This is a genomic window from Bifidobacterium sp. LH_558, assembly GCF_056356295.1.
Genome location: NZ_JBKETZ010000001.1, coordinates 394,109 through 415,994 on the forward strand (window position 1 = coordinate 394,109; position 21,886 = coordinate 415,994).

Here is a 21,886-nt window from a genome sequence, read left to right on the forward strand (position 1 = left end):
AAGGGGCCAAAACCTGTGATTATGCGGCAAAAACCCTTACGCAATGCGGGTTTTCGGTAGACCGTGCGCTAATATCATTGATGACGATGGACCTTGCAACGAATAGAGCAGGTCCCCGGAAACAAAGAAGGATGCTTTATGGCATACAACAAGTCTGATCTCGTCTCGAAGATCGCTCAGAAGTCCAACCTGACCAAGGCCCAGGCCGAAGCCGCCGTCAACGCTTTCCAGGATGTGTTCGTCGAGGCCATGCAGTCCGGCGAAGGCCTGAAGCTGACCGGTCTCTTCTCCGCTGAGCGTGTCAAGCGCGCCGCCCGCACCGGCCGTAACCCGCGCACCGGCGAGACCATCAACATCCCGGCTTCCTACGGTGTCCGCATCTCCGCCGGCTCCCTGCTGAAGAAGGCCGTCACCAAGTAAGATCGGCCAGTTTGGCATCGTCTACTGACGTATTAGGAAAATCCCCTCGATTCATATGGAATCGGGGGGATTTTCCATTCCCGGCGTTCTCTGCCCAACGTGCGCATCATGCGAAGGTATTCTTCGGTGGGTTCGGCGCGGAACGGGTCGAGCAGCGCGACCTCGTGGCGTGTCGGAGCGCTGACCACCAGTCGCGTCCAGTCGCAGGAGAACTGCGCGCCGGCGTTCAGCGCGGCGTCGACGAACGCGCCACGCAGCGCGGCCCTGGTGCCCGCCGGAGGCTCGTTCATCGCACGGAACGCGGTCTCGTCATCAACCAGAACGCGCATCTGCCCGCGGGCGAGCAGCGACTCATAGACCCGACCGTTGGCCACGTCGTGATAATCCAATTCAAGATGCTCCAGACGAGAGCGGCCGATTCCAGGATGACGAGCTTTCAAGGCCGCGAACAGACGTCGTTTCGCCGCCCAATCCACACGGTCGGCGAGCACGTCGAAATCGCCGGATTCCAACACGTCCAACGCTTCGCGCCACTGCTCCAGCACATACGGCACGTCGTTCGCACCGTTCGCATTGGCATCGCCCACAGCGCCACCGAAGGTCTCTTCTGACGAGTCATCCGCGGAACCCGAAGAACCTCCGGAAACGGCACCCAACGCACCACTCAGCGCGTCGTTCAACGCATCCGCCCGTTCGGCGGCGAAAGCCTCGACCACGCTCAGGTACCGGCGCTGCATGGCCAGCGGTGACATCATGCCATCAGTCGTCTCCAACGCGATATCGCTCCGCATCAGATACCGGCTGACGGCGCGGTTCGCCGCGGCCGGATCAGCCAGCGCCATCGGCTCGAATCCCGACGGCACGCCGGCGCGCGCGGCGTATTCCATCACGCACAGCACCAGATGCGTGGTGGCGAGCTTCATCCATGTGGCCCACTGCGAGCGGTTGGAATCCCCGATGATCACATGCAGGCGGCGGAAGCTGTCCGGGTCGGCATGCGGTTCGTCGCGCGTGTTCACCATGGGTCTGGCGCGTGTGGTGGCCGATGAGACGGCCTCGTCCAGAAAATCCGCGCGCTGCGTGATCTGCAATCCCTCGTCGGTGACCCGCCCAGCGCCGGTGAACAGCTGGCGGGTGATAAGGAACGGCAGCAGCTCGCGCTCCACGTTCTCCAACGGCACGAAACGACGCACCAGATAGTTCTCATGGCATCCGAAGGCATGCCCAGCCGAGTCCACGTTGTTTTTAAACACATGGATGGCGGCGTTCGTGCCGTGCGATTCGCGCAGCCGTTCCTGCGCCTGCATGGCGAGCCTACGCATCACGCGCTCCCCCGCCAGGTCTTGGACCAGCGCGCCGAACGGGTCGCGCGCTTCGGCGGTGGCGTATTCCGGATGCGAACCGACGTCGAGATACAGCCGCGACCCGTTGGTCAGGTAGGTGTTGGTGGAGCGCGAACGCGAAACGACCGGCTGGAACATCGTCATCGCCACCTGCCCCGCATCCACGGGCTTATCCGCGCCGGTGACAGACACGCCATATTCGGTTTCCACACCGAAAATACGGCAGAACCCGCTCATCGCGGCGGATGATACGGGTTCCTGGGCGTTCGCGCTGGTGGAGCTGTCGCGCAGCTGCGGCATCACTCGCCGCCTTTCTGCACGAAGCTGCTCACGTATTCCTCGGCGTTGGTGGCCAAGGTCGATTCGATGTCGTCGAGCACCGCGTCAAGCACGTCGAGCTGGTCGCTCGACTCCTGCGCGGCGACGGCTGTGGCCTCCTGCTCGGCGACGGCTTCGGTCGCGGCCTGCGCCTGTTCAAATTCCTGAGGCATACGCCCTCCTCATTCCTGCTGTGTATGTGACGCAAGTCTAGCGCGGCCGTCGGGTCGGCGGCGCGAATCGTCTCAGACAAGAGGCGTGCGGCGGACGCCTTGGAACCATATATCCCACGGGCATCCCGCCGCAGCCTCATCTTTGGTATTGCGATTGGTATTGCGGTTAGTCGAGATACTGCTTCAGATCGCGGTAGATCAGGCCGTTGGTGGCCACCACGTCGTTGTCATGGCGCCAGTGGATGTAGTCGCCGTTCCAACGATGCAGGGTGCCCTGCGCCTCCCACACCACCACGGTGCCGGCGGCGATGGCGGGAATATCCCAGTCATGCAGCATCGGCTCGAAGTAGGCGTCGTACGTGCCGTCCGCCACCTTGCACAGGTCGAGCGAGGCGGGACCCACACGCTTGATGTCGGCCGGGCGGCCGGCGATGGCGACCACCGTCTCCAGCGCGCGCTTGGACTCCTCGGGGATGAACGACATGCCGTAGCTGATGATCGCGCCGTCCAGCGAAGGGGTCACCGAAGGCACGACCTTCTCGCGCTTCTCGCCAATCGGGCTGGTGCGGATGCGGATGGCGCCCGCGTCGCGCGCGGCCAGATAGGTCAGGCCCAATGCCGGGGCGTGCACGACGCCGAGGATGGGCACGGGGCGGCAGTCCTCGTTGAATTCAAACAGGGCGGTGGTCAGCGTCCATTCGCTCATATTGCGGATGAAGTTGATCACACCGTCGATTTTGCCGATGTACCAGTAGCGCTGGCCGGGGCGGCTGGTCGCGGGACGCGCGCTCCAGAAGCCGTCGAAACGCATGGTGTCGGCGATACGCGCGCTCACATAACGCAGCACGCGGGTGTCGGTCTCCACATGTTGGCGGCGGCCGTCGCTGATGTCCGGCAGGTGCAGATCGTGGGGATTGAGCTGGTCCTGCAGGGCGTGCTTGCCGGCCTGTTCAAGAATCTTCGCGACCTGCATCGCCAGAGCGCGCAGATCGTTGGGTGTTTCCTCTCTGGTTTCCATGGTTCAGGATTCTACCGGCTACCGGTGATGTTCCGAACAGTCGCAGTGTGCGTCTCGGCAAGCCTGCGCAAGACCTGCACGGCCTGTTCGCATTGCTCCAGCACAGGCTCGCAATCCGCGCGCGTGAAGGCTTCTGGATCGGCGATATCCAGCGAAAACAGGTCCGTGGCATGAGGGGCGGTGCGTTGAGCGGCGCTTCGGCTGGCGTTGCCGTAGACGTCGCCGCCGGGCTCGCCGGAGTTCCGCGTTCCTGCGGTCAGATGCGACCAGCTCGCCGCCACCATCTGTTCGGGGTATCGGCGCACCATCATGGCACGCAGCCAGGCGCGCGTGTCCTCGGGCGGTTCGGCAGCCGCATGCGCCACCTCGCCGCCCGTCAGCACCCGTTCGGTGCGGGCGCGCAGACGATCGAACACACTGTCCGCAGGGTCGAGCGCCGCCCACTTCAAATCAATGGCGGCGATCCGCGGATCATCCCAACCATTGGCCGCGGGCGTTGCGGTCGCCGTGATTTTGCGGCGCAACTTCTCCAGCAGCTGCCATTTGAGCAGCCATTCCACACGCGAGGCCTCGCCGCTCATCGCCAATCGCGCGTCGTCGTCGGCATGGCGGATGGCGGCCACGTCGGCGAGAGCCTGCCCCCACATCGCCATCACCGAGCGCGTGGCCCTGTCCGGCCATGCCGGCTCTCCAGCCGCGTCGATGCCGTACGCGACCGCCGCCACCTGATACACAGCCATACGCAGCCGCACTTGAATGATCCACGCGGTGGTCATCTCACCGGATTCGAGCGGCAGTTCGGCCGCCAGAGACAGGTCGCGCGACACGGTGTGCAAAGCCTCGACCGGGTCGGCCAGCGCAAGTTCGTCCAGCAGCGCGTCGAGTTCGAAACCTGTTTCTTCGGCGTGTTCGAGCAGCCACAGCAGCATGGAGGTGACGCCGAGTTTAAGCGCCTGCGGCACTTCCATACGGTTCGCGTCGCCGACGATCACATGCAGGCGGCGGCTGGATGCCGGACCGTGCGGTTCGTCGCGCGTGTTGATGATCGGTCGGTCGAAGGTGGTCTGCAGGCCGATTTTCGACTGGATGTAGTCGGCCCGCTGGCTCAGCTGGTAGCCTGGCGTCTCGCCTCGCTCCCCCAAGCCCACACGGCCCGATCCGGCGTAGATCTGACGGGAGACGAAATGCAGGGTCATCAGGCGCGCCACCTGCCCGAACGGCACGGAGCGGTCCATCATGTAGTTCTCATGCGTGCCCCAGCTCGCGCCTTTGCCGTCCACGTTGTTGCGGTGCAGCACGATGGGGTGTGCGGCGGTGGCGCTGGCGGCTTGGGCGGCGGCGAGCATCAAACGGTCGCCGGCATGGTCGTATGCCACGGCTTCGAAGGGGTCGAGGGTTTCCGGCGCGGAATATTCGGGATGCGCGTGGTCCACGTAGATACGCCCGCCGTTGGGGGCGATCACGTTGGTGATGTTGAGCTGTGGCTCGTCGGTGAGCATGTCAGGGCGGGCGGCGGCTCGATCGAGGCGGGTGCCGCGTGCGTCGTTGACCGGATCCTCCTGCCGGTAGTCCCAGCGGATATGCGCGGTTCGCGGATCGGATGCCGCCTTGACCACGTCGAACGACAGTTGCACCGGCTGATAGTAGGCCATGCCCGGCTGCGACACCGCATATTCGGTTTCCGTCCCCATCACCCGCTTGACGCTCATCCCGCGTTCTCCTTCCCAAAGCATGCGGTCAGCAAGGCCCGCTCCGCCCGACTCAACTGATCACACTATATAACCCAGTCATCCTGATCGAAGGACATCAGGCCACCATCCAACATCTTGAGCAAAGGCCTCAAGCCCCACCGTCATCCTGACGGAACGCACAACCCCTCTACCCACCGTCATCCTGAGCGGAGGCCGTAGGCCGGAGTCGAAGGATCTCACCACACGCAATAAGATGCTTCGACTCCGCTACGCTCCGCTCAGCATGACGGGGTGAAGGTCACTCCGCTCAGCGTGACGAAGGAGGGGCGCTACGCTCAGCGCAACAAGAGAGGGGGCGTTCCACTCAGCAGAGCGGAGGCCTAGGTCAGGAGGCGATGGAACGGATGCGGGCGACTCGGCCGGCGTCCATGCCGTTGACGCGGGCCCATTGCGCGGGGTCGGCGTCGAGCACGGAATCGCGCGTCTCACGGAATTCCTCTTCGACGGCGGCGGCGAGCAGATCCACATCCAACGCCACGTCGGAACCCGATGTGATGGAGGCTTTGACGGCCCGCGTCTTAGCCCTGTCCACGATGTTCTTGAGCATCGCACCGGAGACCACGTCGGCGAGGAACAGCGCGGACCATTGGCCGTGTTCGTCGCAGATATCGGCCAGATGGCGGCGTTCGTCGCGCACGTAGATGTCATGCGCCAGCACGCCGGCAAGCGCGGCCGCGTCCACACCGGATTGCAAGGGCAGATCGTCGGTGAGGTAGTGCCGGATGATGGAAACCGCCTGTTCCGCGTCGGGGCGGTCCACGCGGATCTTCACGTCGAGGCGGCCGGGGCGCAGCACGGCGGGGTCGATCATGTCCACACGGTTGGAGGCGCCGATCACCATCACGTTGGCGAGGTTTTCCACGCCGTCGAGTTCGGCGAGGAACTGCGGCACGATGGTGGTCTCCACGTCGCTGGAGACGCCGGAGCCGCGCGTGCGCAGCAGCGAATCCATCTCATCGATGAACACGATGACGGGACTGCCGTCGGCGGCGCGTTCGCGGGCGCGTTGGAAGATCTGGCGGATCAGCCGTTCGGATTCGCCGACGAATTTGTTGAGCAGTTCGGGGCCTTTGACCGACAGGAACACGCCCGTGCCGTCGCCGCTGCCTTCGCACAGCGCGTTGGCGATGGCTTTGGCGATCATCGTTTTGCCGTTGCCGGGAGGGCCGTACAGCAGCACGCCTTTGGGCGGTTGCAGGTTGTAGCGTTCGAATAGCGCGCGGTGCAGGAACGGCAGTTGCACGGCGTCTCGGATGCGTTCGATTTCGGTATCAAGGCCGCCGATATCCGTGAAGGCGACGTCCGGAGTCTCCTCCAATACCAGATTCTGGTCATCTTCGCCGGGCAGGAGTTCCAAAGCCAGTCGCACGGACGGGTCGACGATCACGCGGTCGCCTCGGCGCATGGCGGCGTTCGCCAACGCGCTGGACCGGCGCACCACAACGGGATTGCCGCCGCCATCCTGCACGATGACGCGGCCGTCGTCCACAATCTCACGAACCGTGCGGATCTGCCCCACGGTGTCGACGTCGCGCTGTTCGACCAGAACCATCTGCTCGTTGAGCACCACAGTGGCGCCGGCGCTCAGGCGTGCCGCGTTCACGTTCGTGGCGATCGGCACGACGATGCGGCGTGTGCCCGCGATCACCTCGGCCGACGCGTGCTGCACGCCCTGCTCGTCGGTTGTGGCGCGGTCGATTTTGACCATGGTGGCGAAGGTCAGCGGCGGTTGGGCGATCTGCGCCAGCTGCGCCTTGGCTTTGGCGAGCTCCTTGCCCGCGCGGTTCAGCGCCTGCGCCAGCGCATGGTTCTTCTCGCGCAGACGGTCGTAGTCGGCCGCCATCTCATGCTCGCTCATCGCTCTCCTCAGTGCCTTGCGTCGCGCTGTCCTGTGCAGCCGCGCGTCTTCTCAGCACCACACTACGCACTTTGCGCACCGCGTACCACACGATGCCCACAACCACGACGGCGATGACCACGTCCTCGAACACACCCAACGCGCCTTGGATCGAACACCACTGGTCGCCGAGCAGATAGCCGGCCGAAACGAGAATCGTGTTCCAAATGGCCGAGCCGAGCAGCGTCCATCCGGTGAACTGCAGGAAGTTCATGCGGTTGAATCCCGCGGGAATGGAGATCAGCGAACGCACCACGGGAATCACACGGCCGAGCAGCACCGACCATGTGCCGTACTTGGTGAACCAGTCGTTCGCCTTGCCCACGTCCTTGCGGCTGACGCCGGGGATTTTGTCGGCGGCGCGGTTGATGCGGCGCAATCCCACCCAGCGAGAGATGCCATACAACGCCCACGCGCCTAAGACGGAGCCGATGGTGGCCCAGATAATCGCCTCGGCGAGGTTGAGCGAGCCGCGCGCGGCGGTGAATCCGGCCAGTGGCAGAATCACCTCGCTGGGGATGGGCGGAAAGACGGATTCCAAAGCGATGGCGAATGCGACGCCGATGCCGCCGATCGTCTCCATCAGGCTCACCAGCCAGTCGGTGATCATGCCGATCAATCCTGTGCTTTCCGCGGTGCAGATCGGCGTCGGCGCGGCGGTGGCAAGTGCGAGAGTTACGGAATCGGAAAAAGCCATACCGGCCATTGTCCCAATGTTTTCCGACAATCAAAAGCATGTCCGAAGAATATGCGCAGTTTGTTGACGAGACGACCTCCCCTGACCAGTCCTTCGCTTCCCCTACGCTGTCGGAACCCGGCCTGTTGGTGATGGATGTGGATTCCACGCTGATCGACGAGGAAGTTATTGACGAGCTGGGCGAGGCGGCGGGCTGCGGCGAGCGGATCGCCGAGGTGACCGAGCGGGCGATGCGCGGCGAATTGGAGTTCTGCGAGGCGTTGCGTGCGCGCGTGGCATTGCTGGAGGGCTTGGACGTGTCGGTGTTCGACGCAGTGCGCGAACGCATCCACTTCACCACCGGCGCGTTGGAGCTGATCGACACCTTGCACGCGCATGGTTGGAAGGTCGGCGTGGTTTCCGGCGGGTTCCATGAGGTGGTGGATCATCTGGCCGAAGAGGCGCATATCGACTATTGGATGGCGAATCGGCTGCAGGTGGTGGATGGGCGTCTCACCGGCCGCGTGCTGGGCGAGATTGTATGCAAAACCGTCAAATTGCAGGCCTTGCAGGAGTGGGCGCGGCGATGCGGCGTGCCCATGTCCCAGACCGTGGCGGTGGGCGATGGCGCGAACGATATCCCGATGATTCAGGCCGCAGGTTTGGGCATCGCCTTCTGTGCCAAGCCGAAAACGCAGCTCGCCGCGCCCGCTGCCATCAACGAACGCGACCTGCGGCTAGTACTCGACTTGATGCGTCAGTCGCAGTAGGCGGCATCGGTCAGACGCGCGCCTCGCGCCCAATCGGCGGCGCGCATGGCTTTTTTGCCCTGCGCTTTGACCTCGAGTAGTTCCAACGGTGTGGTGCCGGTGCCGACCCACACGTTCTTCTTGCCCGCGCGAATCGCGCCGGCACCAAGATCCGCAGGAGTGTTGGGATTGCCCAAATCGGCGGGACGTGCTGACAACACATGCAGGGTCGTGCCCTTGTCGTCGCCGCCTGCGGCGTTCTCGCCGTCAGCGCTGTCAACGTCATCAGCATTGCCAACGCCGTCAGCGTGCAGAACACACCATGCTCCGGGCGCGGGCGTGCAGGCGCGCACCTGCCGGTCGATGGATTCCACGTCGTCGGCGAAAGCGATATGCGCGTCCTCGGTGGTGATCTTATGCGCGTATTCCACGCCCTCATCCGGCTGGGGCGTGAATTCAGCGGTGCCCTCCCCCACTGCGGCCAGAGCGTCCACATACATCGGCGCGCCGTCGGCCGCCAAACGGTCGAGCAGTTCGCCGGAGGTCTCACGTCCGGTGAGGTCCACGCTCATCGAGGCGATGACGGGACCGTCGTCCAATCCTTCGCCGACTTTGAACACGTCGGCGCCGCAGGTGGCGTCGCCCGCCCAGATGGCGCGCTGCACGGGGGCCGCGCCGCGCCACTTGGGCAGATTCGAGAAGTGCAGGTTGTACCAGCCGAGCGGCACCGCGTCGAGCACCGGTGAGGGAAGGATGTTGCCGTAGGCGATCACGGCGGCGATGTCGGCGCGCAGCTCGCGCAAAGCCTCGAGGAATTCGTCGCTGCGGGGTTTCAGGTCGATCACCGGCACGCCAAGTTCGAGCGCCGCGGCTTTGACCGGGCTGGGCATGAGTTTGCGGCCGCGCCCGGTGGGGGCGTCGGGGCGGGTGATCACGCCGACCACGTCGAAACGTGGATCGGCGGCGAAGGCCTTCAGGGACGGCACCGCCACGTCGGGCGTGCCGGCGAACACCAGTCTGAGCATGATTCTCCTTTACTGCAGCGCGGGAATGTTCACGCCGGAGGCGATAAGCAGTTCGCGCAGCTTCACCGGGTCTTGGAAGCGCACACCGCGGATGCCGGCCTCGTTCGCGCCCACGATGTTCATCGCCTTGTCGTCGATGAACACGGCTCCTTCGGCCGTGATGCCGAACTCCTGCAGGGCGCGCTCGTAGATGTCCTTATGCGGCTTGCGCATGCCGACGAAGCCGGAGACGATTTTGCCGTCGAGCTCGCGCAGGATGTCGCACTGCTCCTCGGCCACGGAGAACAGCTCCTTCTCCCAGTTGCTCAGGCCCCACACGCGCACGCCGGCGGCTTTCAGATCGTTGACGAGCACGCGAGCGCCCGGCACGATGCCGGTCAGGGAGTCGCGGAAGTTCGCAATGTAGTATTCGAGGATGTCGGCCCATTTATCGCCATGCGTGCGGCGCATCCATTCGATGCCTTCGGCGGGGGTCATGCCGCCGTCCATCATGTCGTTGCCGTCGTAGAAGCCGGAGATGTCGTTGTCGAGGAACTGGTCGATGGTCTCCTGACTGTAGCGGGGCACCAGCACTGCCGCCGGATCCCAGTAGATCAGTACATTGCCGAAGTCGAAGATCACGTCGGTGACGGGCTTGCCGGCGTTCGCCGCGGCCTCGCCCTGCGCCATCATCACGTCATAGTCCATGTCCGGTTCGCCGGGCCATCCCTTCATGGTTTCCTCCTCAAAGTCACGGGGATCATCCGCCACCATCGTCCCATGCCAAGAGGACGATTCGAGGGATAATTCAGATCAGATCCTTGGGATCGATCTGGAAACGCAGCTCGCCGGGCTTGCGGGCGGCCACATGACGGGCAACCTGCAGATGCAGCCGACGGGCGAGTTCCCCGCGGCGCGACCGCGGCACAAGCACCACCGCTTTGACGCGGTCGGCGGTGACCTCCAGCTCGCGCGCATCCACCGTACGCGGCGGCGGAATCGGCACCGGCCCCAGCACGGCCGGCAGTTCCCTGCCATCGGGGGCGGTGCATACGGCCATATCGCCGCCGTCCATCGCGCCGATGCTGAGCAGCAGCGAACGCACCGCGTCACGCTGTCCCCACACACAGGCGGCGGTGACCACGGGAGGCAGTCCGATTTCGCCGCGCTCCTCAACGTCTTTGGTGGCGAGCAACGCGGAATTCCACGTCATCATCGATTGCGCGATGGCGGGATCCGTCTCACCGAGAATCAGCACCTGGCCGCCGCGCGAACGTGGCGCGCACATGGCGGCCACGCGCATCCACGCGGTCAGCGTGTCCACGCGCGCGTCCATACCGGGCGAATACAGGCTGGTCCACGCGTCGAGAATCGCGACCGTGCTGTATTCGTGCCCGGCCGCACCCTGCTCGTCGGTGACGGGGTTCACGCGCGGTTCGGCGCCCGGCGTGGCGATCACGATCATCCGCTGCGCGGTGATCTCATGGATCACGCCTTTGGGCTGGCTGGGGCTGGAGAGCAGCATCGGCACGCCGCGGAACAGTTTGCGCAGTTCGTCCGCGGTGCCGGCCGCACCCACGCGCACCACACGCAGACGTTCGCCTTTGCATCCCGGGCAGACCCAGTTCACCGCCGCCGCGCCACACCAGCGGCATCGGGGCGTGCGGTTGCCGACCACAGCCGCCAAGGGGCCCGAGCAGCGCCGGCATCGCGCCTGACGGTGGCATGCGGCGCAGCTCAACGCCTCGCTCACACCGTCGGAGGGGATGGAGAACAGTACGGGACCGCTGTCAAGCGCCTGACGGATGTTGTTCACGGCGGTGTGCGGCACGCGCGCGCCGATGGAGGGATCCGCCAGTCGGGCCAGTTCGTCGCGGTTGAGCCAACGCACCCATGGCATGCGTTCCCGTGTCACCGTGGGCAGCGCGTGGATCGTCGTGGCCGGCCCTGAAGTCGCGGTGGCCGCGCCGATGCCTTCGACCTCCGCGTGGCTGATGGGGCTGCGTGCATTGGCGATGGCGACGAACACGCCGCCATGACGTTCGGCGCGCAGACGCAGCACGCCGCGGGCTTGGGCGTAAGGCATCATGCCGTCGGCCTGCTGGTAGGCGACGTCGTCGACGATGGCGAACAAGGCGGGACCGTCGACCGGCGCGTACATGGCGGCGCGCGTGCCGATCACGCAACGCACCTGTCCGATGGCGGTGGCGAAGTAGGCGCGGTATCGGTCGGCGGGGGCGGTGGCGGCGGTCAGCACCGCCACATCGCCACGCCACGCGCCCATACCCGAAGAAGCAGCCTGTGAGGCATCCGCAGATGGACCGAAGGGACGCAGTCCCAACTCACGCAGGGCAAGCATCACATCGCCAACCTCGCGCATGGTGGGCAGCACCACCACCGCGCCATGCCCCGCCAGATACGACCGCGCGATCATCCATGCGACGCAGCGCGCCTGCTCCCCCACGCCGGGCAGCGAATCGAAGACGAAGGAGCGGAAACCCGTGCCGTCAAGCGCGTCACGCAGCGCGCTCCACTGGCCGTATGAGGCCTCCATCATCTCGCCGCGACGTTGCACGGCTTGGGTCAGGGTTGGGGAAGGCCTGCGGTTGAAGGACGCGGCCAGTCGTTGCTCGCGTTCGATTTTGACCACACGCGGAGGCACCGCCAACCGCAGGATATTGGCCCGTGTGCCGCCGTACGCTTCGGCGATGGCGGCGATGTCGTCGCGCATCGAGGCGGGCACCAGCACGTCACCGCCGAGCACGCGTTCGAGATAGCGTAGGGAGGATCGAGGCGTGTCGCTGGCGGCGGTTCTACTCCAGATCACGCCGTTGACGCGCTGGCCGCCGAAACGCACGCGCACCAACGCGCCGGGCACGGCCGCCTCCGCATCCTTCTCGTCGATGAGATAGTCGAAGGTCTGCCCCAGATGCATGGCCTGCACGTCGAGCACCACGTGGGCGATGGGATCGCGGGTCGCAGGCGTGTGCTCGGCGGGCGCGCGGCGGCGACGCTTGCGCGGGGCCAGCCCGTCAAGCGCCAACTGCTCGGCGTCGCTCATACTCATGCCTTCCACTGTAACGCGCGCAGATCGCCGATCACGCACGCATGCCGATAAGACGGCGCGTTGCAACACGTATCCGATGCCCTGCCTGCGAAAAACCATGCGAATTCATACCGGCTTTCATACGGTCGCATGGCATCGCCCCACCCGAGACGCTCGGATGGGGCGATGTTTCGTTTCGCCGATGGGTGTATTCCGTTAGCGAACGGCGGCTTTGAGCTCCTCGACCTTGTTGACGCGCTCCCAGGGGAATTCCACGTCGGTGCGGCCGAAGTGGCCGTAGGCGGCGGTGTGCTCGTAGATCGGGCGTTTCAGGTCGAGCTCGTCGATGATCGCGGCGGGGCGCAGGTCGAACACCCGGCGCACGGCGGCGGCGATCTGGTCGCGGCTCACGCCGATTTCGGTGCAGAAGGTCTCCACGTTCACGCTCACCGGGTCGGCCACGCCGATCGCGTAGGCGACCTGCACTTCGACGCGGTGCGCGAGCCCGGCCGCCACGATGTTCTTCGCCACCCAACGGGTCGCGTAGGCGGCGGAACGGTCCACCTTGCTCGGGTCCTTGCCGGAGAACGCGCCGCCGCCGTGATGCGCGGCACCGCCGTACGTGTCGACGATGATCTTGCGGCCAGTCAGTCCCGCATCGGCGGCCGGGCCGCCCAGCACGAAGGAGCCGGTGGGATTCACCAGCTGACGGTAAGAGTCGTGCTCCACACCGCCGCCCAGCACCTCATCAAGCACGGGGTCGATCACATGCGCCTTGAGCTGCGCCTCCAACCATTCGTGGGTGGCTTCGGGGTCATGCTGGGTGGAGATCAGCACCGTGTCCACGCGGCTGGGCGTGTTGTTCTCGTCGTATTCGATGGTGACCTGCGTTTTGCCGTCGGGGCGCAGATGCGGCACCGTGCCGTCATGGCGCACCTGGGCCAGACGCTGGGAGAGCTTATGCGCCAGGTAGATTGGCAGCGGCATCAGCGTATCGGTTTCGTCGGTCGCATAGCCGAACATCACGCCTTGATCGCCGGCACCCTGCGCCTCGTAGCGTTCCTCGCGCGAGGCGGCGGATTCGCGTTCGCCGCTCAGTCGGGCCACACCTTGGTTGATTTCGGCGCTCTGCTCGCTGATGGCCACGAGCACGCCGCAGGAGTCGGCGTCCAGGCCGATGGCGGAGCTGGTGTAGCCGATGCGGCGCAGCACCTCACGCACCTTGGACTGCACGTCCACGTAGCCTTCGGAGGTCACCTCGCCGAATACGAGGAAAGTACCGGTCGCCGCGGAGGTCTCCACCGCGACGTGGGATTGCGGGTCCTGACGCAGCAGGTCGTCGAGGATCGCGTCGGAGATCTGGTCGCAGACCTTGTCGGGGTGGCCTTCGGTCACCGATTCGGCGCTGATCAATCGTGGTTCGCTCATCTTAGGTCCTTTGTTTCGGGCGGTTGGTGCCGGCTTGCGGCTCGGCGGCCTATGGTTTTGACGCTGATTGGGTGTGGGCGGCGACTCGAACGGGATTGGGCCTCACAGGAGCGCTATAGAAAAAGGCTCGCGCCAGCCTTGGATGGTTGGCGCGAGCCTTCAGGTTTGTTCGCTCCAGGTTCCATGTCTCGTTGTAGCTGATATCAGGCCGGTTGGCAATGGCGCTTGCCGGCCGCCGCTACCGGTTATTCCGATAGCCGGTTATCAGGCGGAGACGATGGAGGTCAGTTGCCTTCGGACAGGTCGTCCTCGCCGAGGGTCTCCTCCAGCAGGCCTTCGTCGATTTCGCGGAACGCGATGGACAGCGGCTTCTCCTGGTTCTGGTATTCGACCAGCGGGCCGACGTTCTGCAGCAGGCCCTCGTTGAGCTGGGTGAAGTAGGAGTTGATCTGGCGTGCGCGCTTCGCGGCGAAAATCGCCAGCGCGTACTTGGAGTCGGCATGCTCCATAAGATCGTCGATGGGCGGGTTCGCAAGTCCGGTGGGGGTAGGCGCGGTGCCAAAAGCCATGGTGTTATTCTCCAAACAATAGGGAATCCATCTAATCCGAAGCAAGTATAGCCGCGAGCCCCGACGCTGCGCAATACACGGTCATCCACCGTGCGAACCACTTGAGATCCCTCGACTTCGCTCGGGATGGCAGAGAGGAGCACGCCCTTCTCGTCATCCCGAGCGGAGCGCGAAGCGCGGAGTCGAGGGATCTCACATGGCGCGCAATACGCCCCATCCCACCGCACGAATCGCGGGGAGGGTTCGTGTCCCGCTGGAGCGATTGAATAGAGGGTATGGAAATGCGATCTGCAAAAATCATGAATGGCCGCGTATTCGCGGGCGCCCGCTCCCTCTATCGCGCCGCCGGCGTCGACGGCAAGGACTTCGGCAAGCCGATCATCGCCATCGCCAACTCCTTTGACGAATTCCTCCCCGGACATGTGCATCTGAACAAGGTGGGCCGTCTGGTCGCCGAGGCCGTCAAGGCCGCCGGCGGCATCCCGCGCGAGTTCAACACCATGGCCGTGGACGACGGCATCGCCATGGGCCACACCGGCATGCTCTACTCGCTGCCCAGCCGCGACATCATCGCCGACACCGTGGAATACCAGGTGAACGCGCACTGCGCCGACGCGCTTATCTGCATCCCGAACTGCGACAAGGTCGTGCCGGGCATGCTTATGGCCGCGCTGCGTCTGAACATCCCCACCGTGTTCGTCTCCGGTGGCCCGATGGAGGCCGGCACCACGGTGCTCTCCGACGGCACGGTCAAGAAGAACACCGATCTGATCGACGTGATGTACGCCACCGCCGACGACTCCATCTCCGACGAGGATCTGCTCGCCTACGAGAAGAGCGTGTGCCCGACCTGCGGCTCCTGCGCCGGCATGTTCACCGCGAATTCGATGAACTGCCTGACCGAGGCGATCGGTCTGGCTCTGCCCGGCAACGGCACCATCCTCGCCTCGCACGCCTACCGCAAGCGTCTGTTCGAGGACGCCGCCAAGCAGGTGGTCGACATCGCCAACCGCTACTACCACGAGGACGACGAGTCGGTGCTGCCGCGCTCCATCGCCACCAAGGAGGCGTTCGAGAACGCGATGACCATGGATGTGGCCATGGGCGGCTCGTCCAACACCGTGCTGCATATCCTCGCGATGGCGCAGTCCGCCGACGTGGACTTCACGCTCGACGACATCGAACGCATCTCGCACACCGTTCCCTGTATCTGCAAGGCCTCCCCTTCCGGCCAGTGGGAGATCTCCGACGTGCATCGCGCCGGTGGCATCACCGGCATCATGGGCGAGCTCGACCGTGCAGGCAAGCTGCACCGCAACGTCAGCTCAATCGACTATCCGACTCTGGAGGCGAAGCTCGCCGACTGGGACATCATGCGCGACACCTGCACCGACAAGGCCAAGGACCTGTACCGCGCCGCGCCGGGCCATATCGTCTCCCCCGACCCGTGGACGCATGAGACCCTGTTCGACGAACTGGACCACGACCGCGAAAACGGCGCCATCCACGACATCGACCATCCGGCCGTCACCGAAGGCGGTCTGGCCGTGCTGCGCGGCAACCTCGCTCCCGACGGCTGCGTGGTGAAAACCGCCGGCGTGCCCAAGGAGATCTGGACGTTCCGTGGCCCCGCGCTGGTCGTCGAATCGCAGGAGCAGGCCATCGAGGTCATCCTCAACGACACCCTGAAGCCCGGCATGGCGCTGATCATCCGCTATGAGGGACCCAAGGGCGGCCCGGGCATGCAGGAGATGCTGTACCCGACCTCCTTCGTCAAGGGCAAGGGCATCGGCAAAGAAGTGGCATTGCTCACCGACGGCCGCTATTCCGGCGGATCCTCCGGCCTGTCCATCGGACACATCGCCCCCGAAGCCGCGAACAAGGGACCGATCGCGCTCGTGCGCAACGGCGACATCATCAACATCGACATTCCGAACCGCACGGTGAATGTGGAAGTGAGTGATGAGGAGCTCACCCAGCGTCGCGCCGAACTGGAGGCCGGCGACGGCTACCGCGCCCACCGCGACCGTCAGGTGAGCCAGGCGCTTAAGGCCTACGCGGCCTTCGCCCGCTCCGCCGATAAAGGCGCCACCCGCGATCCCGAACTGATCAACAAGCTCTCGGGTCTCGCATAACCAACCGGAGAGCTTCGTCTCTCCTCCCCTTCAAACAGCAAGCCCCGCACATGCGGGGCTTTTGTCGTGGATGCCCCGTCACCTACCATCAATCCATCCACACTGAGGCCATGCTTAGCGTGGCAGGAACGTCACCTACTGCCATTTCATCCACGCTGAGGTAGCGAAGAAGAGCATTCAGCCAACTACCGCATTGTCGCACTGCCGTGACTACACGCACCACCGCACTACAGTGATTACACGCACCACCGCACTACAGTGATTACACGCACCACCGCACTATCGCGCGATGCCGTATTCGTCGGCGATGACGTTCCAGAGGTCGGCGGCGGCCTTATCGACCGTTTCGTTGACGATGACGATGTCGAATTCCGGTTCGGCGGCAAGCTCCACCTTGGCGGTTTCCAAACGCTTGGCCTGCTGTTCCGGCGTTTCGGTGCCGCGTCCGATCAAGCGACGCTTGAGTTCCTCGAAACTCGGCGGTGCGATGAACACGGTCACCACATCCAATCCAAGCTCGGCGGCACGCTCGCGCACTCGACGCGCGCCCTGCAAGTCGATCTCCAGAATCGTGGGCACTCCGGAGGCCAGATGCTCCTCGACAGGCCCCAGCGGCGTACCGTAATGCGCCATACCATGCACCAAGGCGGTTTCCAGGAACTCCCCTGCCTTCTCTTTGGCGACGAATTCCGCCTCGGTCATGAAGTGGTAGTTCACGCCGTCCACCTCGCCGGGGCGAGGATCGCGGGTGGTCGCGGACACCGACATCCAGATCTCGGGATGCTCCTCGCGCAACTTCGCCTCAACAGTGCCCTTGCCCACCGCGGTGGGTCCGGACAGCACGATCAGACGGCCGCCAGCGCCACGAGAGCCGGCGGCATCGCTATGGGAGGCTTGGATATTCTGCAGATCGCTGTGCACGATGACAATCTCCTTGGGAAGGGCGGAATTGAGCCGCTCAGCTGGCGCTACGGCCGAACCGCGGACCGGCTGGTGGCGACGGGCATCACACGGGAAGCGCCATTGTTATCGCGCTCGCCACGCTTATCATGCTTATCCTCTTCATCGCCGTCCATGGCCTCCATCAACGCCTGCCGCACGTCGAGCGCGATCGATTCGGTGGCGGCGGCGAGGTCGGCGATGTCGGGTCCCTGCGAGGCGATCGAACGCGAGACGGTGACCAGCACATTGCCGCGGGTGCCTTTGAACACGGTTTTCAGATCCTCGGCTTCGGCACCCTGCCAGCCGAATCCGGGAGAGAGGATGGGGCCGGTGAATTTCGCCGGGTCGATGCCGGTCTCCTTAATCCACTTGCCGATGGTCGCGCCCACGATCAGGCCGACCGAACCCATGCCTTCGATGCCGACGTTATGCTTCTGCGCGGTGCTGGCGATGCCGAAGGCCACGGTTTTGCCGTTATATTCGCCACGCTGGCGAATCGCGCTTTGCAGGCTTCGCCCCTCCTCGTTCGAGGTCAGGGAGGCGATGAACACGCCGCGTCCGTTGTCGAGCGCGTCGTCGATCAGATTGGCCAACGAACGCGCGCCGTAATACGGCAGCAGGGTGATCGCGTCGGCCAGCAACGGCGCGCCCGGCTTGAAGTAGGCGTCGGCGATGGCGGAGATGGTGGTGGACAGGCCGCCGTGCAGGCAGTCCACGATGGTGATCATGCCCATCTGCCGGGCCGCGTACAGCACACGCTCGAGCGCGGCGAAACCCTTGGCGCCGTACCGCTCGAACATGGGCATCTGGAATTTGACGGCGGCGGCGCGGCCGTTCGCGGCCTGCAGCATACGCATCGCGAACATTTCCGCGCCGTCGGCGTCGACGTTGTAGCCCCAGTCAGTGAGAAGCTTCCTATGCGGGTCGATGCCGACGCATAGCGGCCCGTATTTGGCCATGGAATTGCTCAGGCGCAATCCGAAATCGGAGCGCAACGCCTGGATCTCCTCACTGGTGGGTGCCGTGGTCATGTCAGTCTCCCTGCTTTTCCAACGCGAACAGCTGCTTCGAGTGATCCTGAATGCTCATGATCTGGTAATCATTATGCTTCACAGCCTCGATGGCAAGCAACGCCGCCTGGAATTCGGTGAAGGTCGTGAACTGCGGCAGGTCCGAGGCGATGGCGGCCGCGCGGATGGCGTAACCGTCGGAACGGGAGCCGCGCGAGTTGGGCGTGTTGATGATCATATCAATCTTGCCGTCCTCGATCAGCTCGACCACGTTCTTGCCGATGGAGCCTTCGGCGCGTTCCACCTTCACCGGCGCTTCGGGATCGGTGTCGATGCGCGTGGTGATCTTGTCGACGACGTTCGACTCGATGCCGTAGCGGCTGAGCACCGAAGCGGTACCCTCCGTGGCCCACAGCGTGAAGCCGAGCTCGATCAGACGCACGGCCACCAACGGCAGCTGGCGCTTGTCGGTGTCGTTCACGGAGATGAACACGTTGCCGCTGGTCGGCAGACCTCCGTCGTAGGCGGCCAGCTGGCTCTTGGCGAAGGCGTGCGGGAAGTCGCGGTCGAAGCCCATCACCTCACCGGTGGAGCGCATCTCGGGTCCGAGCAGCACGTCGACCGTCTTGCCCACAGGCGTGCGGAAACGCTTGAACGGCAGCACGGACTCCTTGACGGCCACCTGCTGGCCGCGGTGCATCACACCGCCGTCACCCTTGGGCAACAGCAGTCCATTGGCGCGCTGGTCGGCGATGGTCTCCCCCGCCATGATGCGCGCGGCGGCCTTGGCCAGCGCCACGCCGGTGGCCTTGGATGCGAACGGCACGGTGCGCGAGGCGCGCGGGTTGGCTTCAATCACATACAGGGTGTTGGCCATGAAGGCGTACTGCACGTTGATCAGGCCCTGCACGTTGCAGCCCTTGGCGATGGCGTAGGTGCCTTCGCGCAGGCGGCGGATCTGGTCGTCGGACAGTGTGGAGGGCGGCAGGGTGCAGGCCGCGTCGCCGGAGTGCACGCCGGCCTCCTCGACATGCTCCATGATGCCGCCGATGTACAGCTCCTCGCCGTCGAACAGCGCGTCCACGTCGATTTCGATGGCGTCCTGCAGGAACTTGTCGATGAGCAGCGGCGAGGGCAGGCGTCCGGAGACGACCGTGTCGGCCTGTGCCTCGTTGAGCGCGCGCTCGACATACTTCTCCAGCTGGGCGTCGTCGTAGACGATTTCCATGCCGCGGCCGCCGAGCACGTAGCTGGGGCGTACCAGCACCGGATATCCGATGTTGTGGGCGGCGGTCTGCGCCTCCTCAAGGCTGAGCGCGGTGCCGTAGCGCGGCGCGTTCATCTTTGCCTTCTTGAGCACCTCGCCGAACAGCTCGCGGTTCTCGGCCAGATCGATGGCCTCCGGAGTGGTGCCGAGGATCGGCACGCCCGCGGCCTTCAGACGCGCGGCGAGCGACAGCGGGGTCTGGCCGCCGAGCTGCACGATCACGCCCTTGACGGGGCCCATCTTCTTCTCGGCCTCGTAGATCTCGAGCACATCCTCGAAGGTGAGCGGCTCGAAGTAGAGGCGGTCGGAGATGTCGTAATCGGTGGAGACGGTCTCGGGGTTGCAGTTGACCATGATTGTGTCATAGTCCTTGCCGAGCTCCTGCACCGCATGCACGCAGGTGTAGTCGAACTCGATGCCCTGGCCGATGCGGTTCGGACCGGAGCCGAGGATGATCACGGCCTCGCGGTCGCGCTGCTTGAGCTCGGTCTCGTCCGCGTAGCAGGAGTAGTAGTACGGCGTGGCCGCGTCGAACTCGGCGGCGCAGGTGTCGACCGTCTTGTACACGGGACGCAGACCGTAGTTCCAACGCAGCTCGCGCACGGTGTTCTCGCCCTCGTCGCCCAGGCCGCGCAGATGCGCGATCTGCAGATCGGACAGGCCGGCGAGCTTGGCCTTCTTCAGCAGGCGGGCGTCCAGGGTTTCGGACGCGCGCACGGCGAGCGCCATATCGTTGATCAGCGTGAGCTGCTTCAGGAACCACGGGTCGATCTTGGTCACGGCGAACAGCTGCTCGATGGTGGCGCCGCCCCAGATGGCGCGCATCAGGTCGAGATAGCGGTTCTCGTTCGGCACCTTGATCGCCTCAAGCAGGGCGTCGACCTCGGCCTGGGCGGGCTTCTCTCCGTCCCAGTTGAAGCCCATGTGGCGCTTGTCGATGGAGCGCATGGCCTTGCCGAGCGATTCCTGGAAGTTGCCGGCCAGAGCCATGGCCTCGCCCACGGACTTCATGGAGGTGGTCAGGGTGGGGTCGGCGCCGGGGAACTTCTCGAAGGCGAAACGCGGCACCTTGGTGACCACGTAGTCGATGGTCGGCTCGAAGGAGGCCGGGGTGGACTGGGTGATGTCGTTGCGGATCTCGTCGAGCGTGTAGCCGAGGGCCAGCTTGGTGGCGATCTTCGCAATCGGGAAGCCGGTGGCCTTGGACGCCAGCGCGGAGGAACGGCTCACGCGCGGGTTCATCTCGATGACGATGATGCGGCCGGTGTCCGGGTGGATGGCGAACTGGATGTTGCAGCCGCCGGTGTCCACGCCCACGCCGCGGATGATGGCGATGCCGATGTCGCGCAGCTTCTGGTATTCGCGGTCGGTCAGGGTGAAGCAGGGGGCCACGGTGATCGAATCGCCGGTGTGCACGCCGACGGGGTCGACGTTCTCGATCGGGCAGACGACCACGACGTTGTCGTTGCGGTCGCGCATCAGCTCGAGCTCGAATTCCTTCCAGCCTTCGATGCCCTCTTCGATCAGCACCTCGTCGGTGGGCGAATAGTGGATGCCCGCGCCGGCGATGCGGTGCAGCTCCTCCTCGTCGTGGGCGATGCCGGAGCCGAGGCCGCCCATGGTGAAGCTCGGACGCACGACCAGCGGATAGCCGAGCTCGTCGGCGATGCGGTCGCATTCCTCGAGCGAGTGCGCGATGAAGGAGCGGGCGGATTCGGCGCCGGCCTCATCCACGACCTTCTTGAACAGCTCGCGGTCCTCGCCGCGGTCGATGGCCTCCAGCGAGGCGCCGATCAGTTCGACGCCGTACTTCTTGAGCACGCCGGCCTCACCCAGCGCCATGGCGGCGTTGAGCGCGGTCTGGCCGCCCAGCGTGGGCAGCAGCGCGTCGGGGCGTTCCTTGGCGATGATCTGCTCGAGGATCGGCGTGGCGATCGGCTCGATGTAGGTGGCGTCGGCCATCTCCGGATCGGTCATGATGGTGGCCGGGTTGGAGTTGACGAGGATCACGCGAATGCCTTCCTCGCGCAACACTCGGCATGCCTGGGTTCCCGAATAGTCGAACTCGGCGGCCTGTCCGATGACGATCGGACCGGAACCGATGACCATCACGGATTTGATGTCGGTGCGCTTCGGCATA

Annotated in this window: 16 protein-coding genes and 1 pseudogene; 3 read left to right on the top strand and 14 right to left on the bottom strand. The window is 64.9% G+C overall.

Annotated elements, in window-relative coordinates; all coding sequences use genetic code 11:
- The first annotated feature begins 138 nt into the window (after positions 1–138).
- Entirely contained in the window at positions 139–420 is a 282-nt protein-coding gene (locus tag AC1AV0_RS01745) for an HU family DNA-binding protein (protein ID WP_072726362.1), read from the top strand.
- Between the two features lie 32 nt (positions 421–452).
- Here the strand turns inward: AC1AV0_RS01745 and AC1AV0_RS01750 are convergent, their stop codons facing one another.
- The 6 genes from AC1AV0_RS01750 to AC1AV0_RS01775 all read right to left on the bottom strand — a co-directional run bounded on the left by AC1AV0_RS01750 (position 453) and on the right by AC1AV0_RS01775 (position 7,617).
- Positions 453–2,063, bottom strand: a complete 1,611-nt coding sequence (locus tag AC1AV0_RS01750; RefSeq protein WP_476570765.1) for a proteasome accessory factor PafA2 family protein — start codon at positions 2,061–2,063, stop codon at positions 453–455.
- Positions 2,063–2,254 carry a ubiquitin-like protein Pup gene (locus AC1AV0_RS01755; protein ID WP_476570766.1) on the bottom strand — a complete coding sequence of 64 codons (192 nt, stop codon included), beginning with the start codon at positions 2,252–2,254 and terminating at the stop codon, positions 2,063–2,065. Before AC1AV0_RS01755 ends, AC1AV0_RS01750 begins: the two co-directional genes overlap by 1 nt.
- Before the next feature lie 166 nt (positions 2,255–2,420).
- Positions 2,421–3,272: an inositol monophosphatase family protein gene (locus AC1AV0_RS01760; RefSeq protein ID WP_476570767.1), complete on the bottom strand. Its 852-nt coding sequence runs from the start codon at positions 3,270–3,272 to the stop codon at positions 2,421–2,423.
- A gap of 11 nt (positions 3,273–3,283) precedes the next feature.
- Entirely contained in the window at positions 3,284–4,981 is a 1,698-nt protein-coding gene (gene dop, locus AC1AV0_RS01765; RefSeq protein WP_476570768.1) for a depupylase/deamidase Dop, read from the bottom strand.
- Positions 4,982–5,348: 367 nt separating this feature from the next.
- Entirely contained in the window at positions 5,349–6,881 is a 1,533-nt protein-coding gene (arc, locus tag AC1AV0_RS01770) for a proteasome ATPase (protein ID WP_476570769.1), read from the bottom strand.
- On the bottom strand, positions 6,868–7,617 hold the full coding sequence (locus AC1AV0_RS01775) for a DedA family protein (RefSeq protein WP_476570770.1): 750 nt from the start codon (positions 7,615–7,617) through the stop codon (positions 6,868–6,870). The genes arc and AC1AV0_RS01775 overlap by 14 nt, the downstream gene beginning before the upstream one ends.
- Positions 7,618–7,655: 38 nt before the next feature.
- Between AC1AV0_RS01775 and serB the strand changes: the two genes are divergently transcribed.
- Positions 7,656–8,366: a phosphoserine phosphatase SerB gene (gene serB, locus AC1AV0_RS01780; RefSeq protein ID WP_476570771.1), complete on the top strand. Its 711-nt coding sequence runs from the start codon at positions 7,656–7,658 to the stop codon at positions 8,364–8,366.
- Here serB and fmt read toward each other — a convergent pair.
- The 5 genes from fmt to rpoZ form a co-directional block, all read right to left on the bottom strand.
- A complete protein-coding gene (fmt, locus tag AC1AV0_RS01785; protein ID WP_476570772.1) occupies positions 8,354–9,370 on the bottom strand; it encodes a methionyl-tRNA formyltransferase in 1,017 nt (338 codons plus the stop codon). The two genes, serB and fmt, sit on opposite strands and share 13 nt — an antisense overlap.
- Before the next feature lie 9 nt (positions 9,371–9,379).
- On the bottom strand, positions 9,380–10,084 hold the full coding sequence (locus tag AC1AV0_RS01790; protein ID WP_476570773.1) for an HAD family hydrolase: 705 nt from the start codon (positions 10,082–10,084) through the stop codon (positions 9,380–9,382).
- Positions 10,085–10,157: 73 nt separating this feature from the next.
- Positions 10,158–12,416 (bottom strand): primosomal protein N', encoded by a 2,259-nt coding sequence (locus AC1AV0_RS01795; protein ID WP_476570774.1) that lies wholly within the window; start codon positions 12,414–12,416, stop codon positions 10,158–10,160.
- Positions 12,417–12,611: 195 nt separating this feature from the next.
- On the bottom strand, positions 12,612–13,823 hold the full coding sequence (gene metK / locus AC1AV0_RS01800) for a methionine adenosyltransferase (RefSeq protein WP_476570775.1): 1,212 nt from the start codon (positions 13,821–13,823) through the stop codon (positions 12,612–12,614).
- A gap of 284 nt (positions 13,824–14,107) precedes the next feature.
- Positions 14,108–14,392 (bottom strand): DNA-directed RNA polymerase subunit omega, encoded by a 285-nt coding sequence (rpoZ, locus tag AC1AV0_RS01805; protein WP_072726508.1) that lies wholly within the window; start codon positions 14,390–14,392, stop codon positions 14,108–14,110.
- A 275-nt stretch (positions 14,393–14,667) separates the two neighbouring features.
- Here rpoZ and ilvD point away from each other — a divergent pair, with 275 nt between their 5' ends.
- A complete protein-coding gene (ilvD, locus tag AC1AV0_RS01810) occupies positions 14,668–16,527 on the top strand; it encodes a dihydroxy-acid dehydratase (protein ID WP_476570776.1) in 1,860 nt (619 codons plus the stop codon).
- A gap of 279 nt (positions 16,528–16,806) precedes the next feature.
- On the opposite strand, the gene gmk is transcribed toward ilvD, so the two are convergent.
- The 3 genes and pseudogenes from gmk to carB all read right to left on the bottom strand — a co-directional run bounded on the left by gmk (position 16,807) and on the right by carB (position 21,885).
- Entirely contained in the window at positions 16,807–17,427 is a 621-nt protein-coding gene (gene gmk / locus AC1AV0_RS01815; RefSeq protein ID WP_476570940.1) for a guanylate kinase, read from the bottom strand.
- Between the two features lie 161 nt (positions 17,428–17,588).
- A pseudogene (gene pyrF, locus AC1AV0_RS01820) lies at positions 17,589–18,500 on the bottom strand (orotidine-5'-phosphate decarboxylase); the annotation flags it as partial.
- 1 nt (position 18,501) lies between these two features.
- Positions 18,502–21,885 (bottom strand): carbamoyl-phosphate synthase large subunit, encoded by a 3,384-nt coding sequence (gene carB, locus AC1AV0_RS01825; protein ID WP_476570777.1) that lies wholly within the window; start codon positions 21,883–21,885, stop codon positions 18,502–18,504.
- Between the last annotated feature and the right edge of the window lies 1 nt (position 21,886).

What these genes read in the sequence shown, in the direction of transcription:
- serB (WP_476570771.1), top strand. Translation starts at nt 7,656, where the DNA reads ATGTCCGAAGAATATGCGCAGTTTGTTGACGAGACGACCTCCCCTGAC.
- rpoZ (WP_072726508.1), bottom strand. Translation starts at nt 14,392, where the DNA reads ATGGCTTTTGGCACCGCGCCTACCCCCACCGGACTTGCGAACCCGCCC.
- ilvD (WP_476570776.1), top strand. Translation starts at nt 14,668, where the DNA reads ATGGAAATGCGATCTGCAAAAATCATGAATGGCCGCGTATTCGCGGGC.
- dop (WP_476570768.1), bottom strand. Translation starts at nt 4,981, where the DNA reads ATGAGCGTCAAGCGGGTGATGGGGACGGAAACCGAATATGCGGTGTCG.
- metK (WP_476570775.1), bottom strand. Translation starts at nt 13,823, where the DNA reads ATGAGCGAACCACGATTGATCAGCGCCGAATCGGTGACCGAAGGCCAC.
- AC1AV0_RS01755 (WP_476570766.1), bottom strand. Translation starts at nt 2,254, where the DNA reads ATGCCTCAGGAATTTGAACAGGCGCAGGCCGCGACCGAAGCCGTCGCC.
- arc (WP_476570769.1), bottom strand. Translation starts at nt 6,881, where the DNA reads ATGAGCGAGCATGAGATGGCGGCCGACTACGACCGTCTGCGCGAGAAG.
- carB (WP_476570777.1), bottom strand. Translation starts at nt 21,885, where the DNA reads ATGCCGAAGCGCACCGACATCAAATCCGTGATGGTCATCGGTTCCGGT.
- AC1AV0_RS01795 (WP_476570774.1), bottom strand. Translation starts at nt 12,416, where the DNA reads ATGAGTATGAGCGACGCCGAGCAGTTGGCGCTTGACGGGCTGGCCCCG.
- AC1AV0_RS01760 (WP_476570767.1), bottom strand. Translation starts at nt 3,272, where the DNA reads ATGGAAACCAGAGAGGAAACACCCAACGATCTGCGCGCTCTGGCGATG.
- AC1AV0_RS01750 (WP_476570765.1), bottom strand. Translation starts at nt 2,063, where the DNA reads ATGCCGCAGCTGCGCGACAGCTCCACCAGCGCGAACGCCCAGGAACCC.
- AC1AV0_RS01745 (WP_072726362.1), top strand. Translation starts at nt 139, where the DNA reads ATGGCATACAACAAGTCTGATCTCGTCTCGAAGATCGCTCAGAAGTCC.
- AC1AV0_RS01775 (WP_476570770.1), bottom strand. Translation starts at nt 7,617, where the DNA reads ATGGCTTTTTCCGATTCCGTAACTCTCGCACTTGCCACCGCCGCGCCG.
- fmt (WP_476570772.1), bottom strand. Translation starts at nt 9,370, where the DNA reads ATGCTCAGACTGGTGTTCGCCGGCACGCCCGACGTGGCGGTGCCGTCC.
- AC1AV0_RS01790 (WP_476570773.1), bottom strand. Translation starts at nt 10,084, where the DNA reads ATGAAGGGATGGCCCGGCGAACCGGACATGGACTATGACGTGATGATG.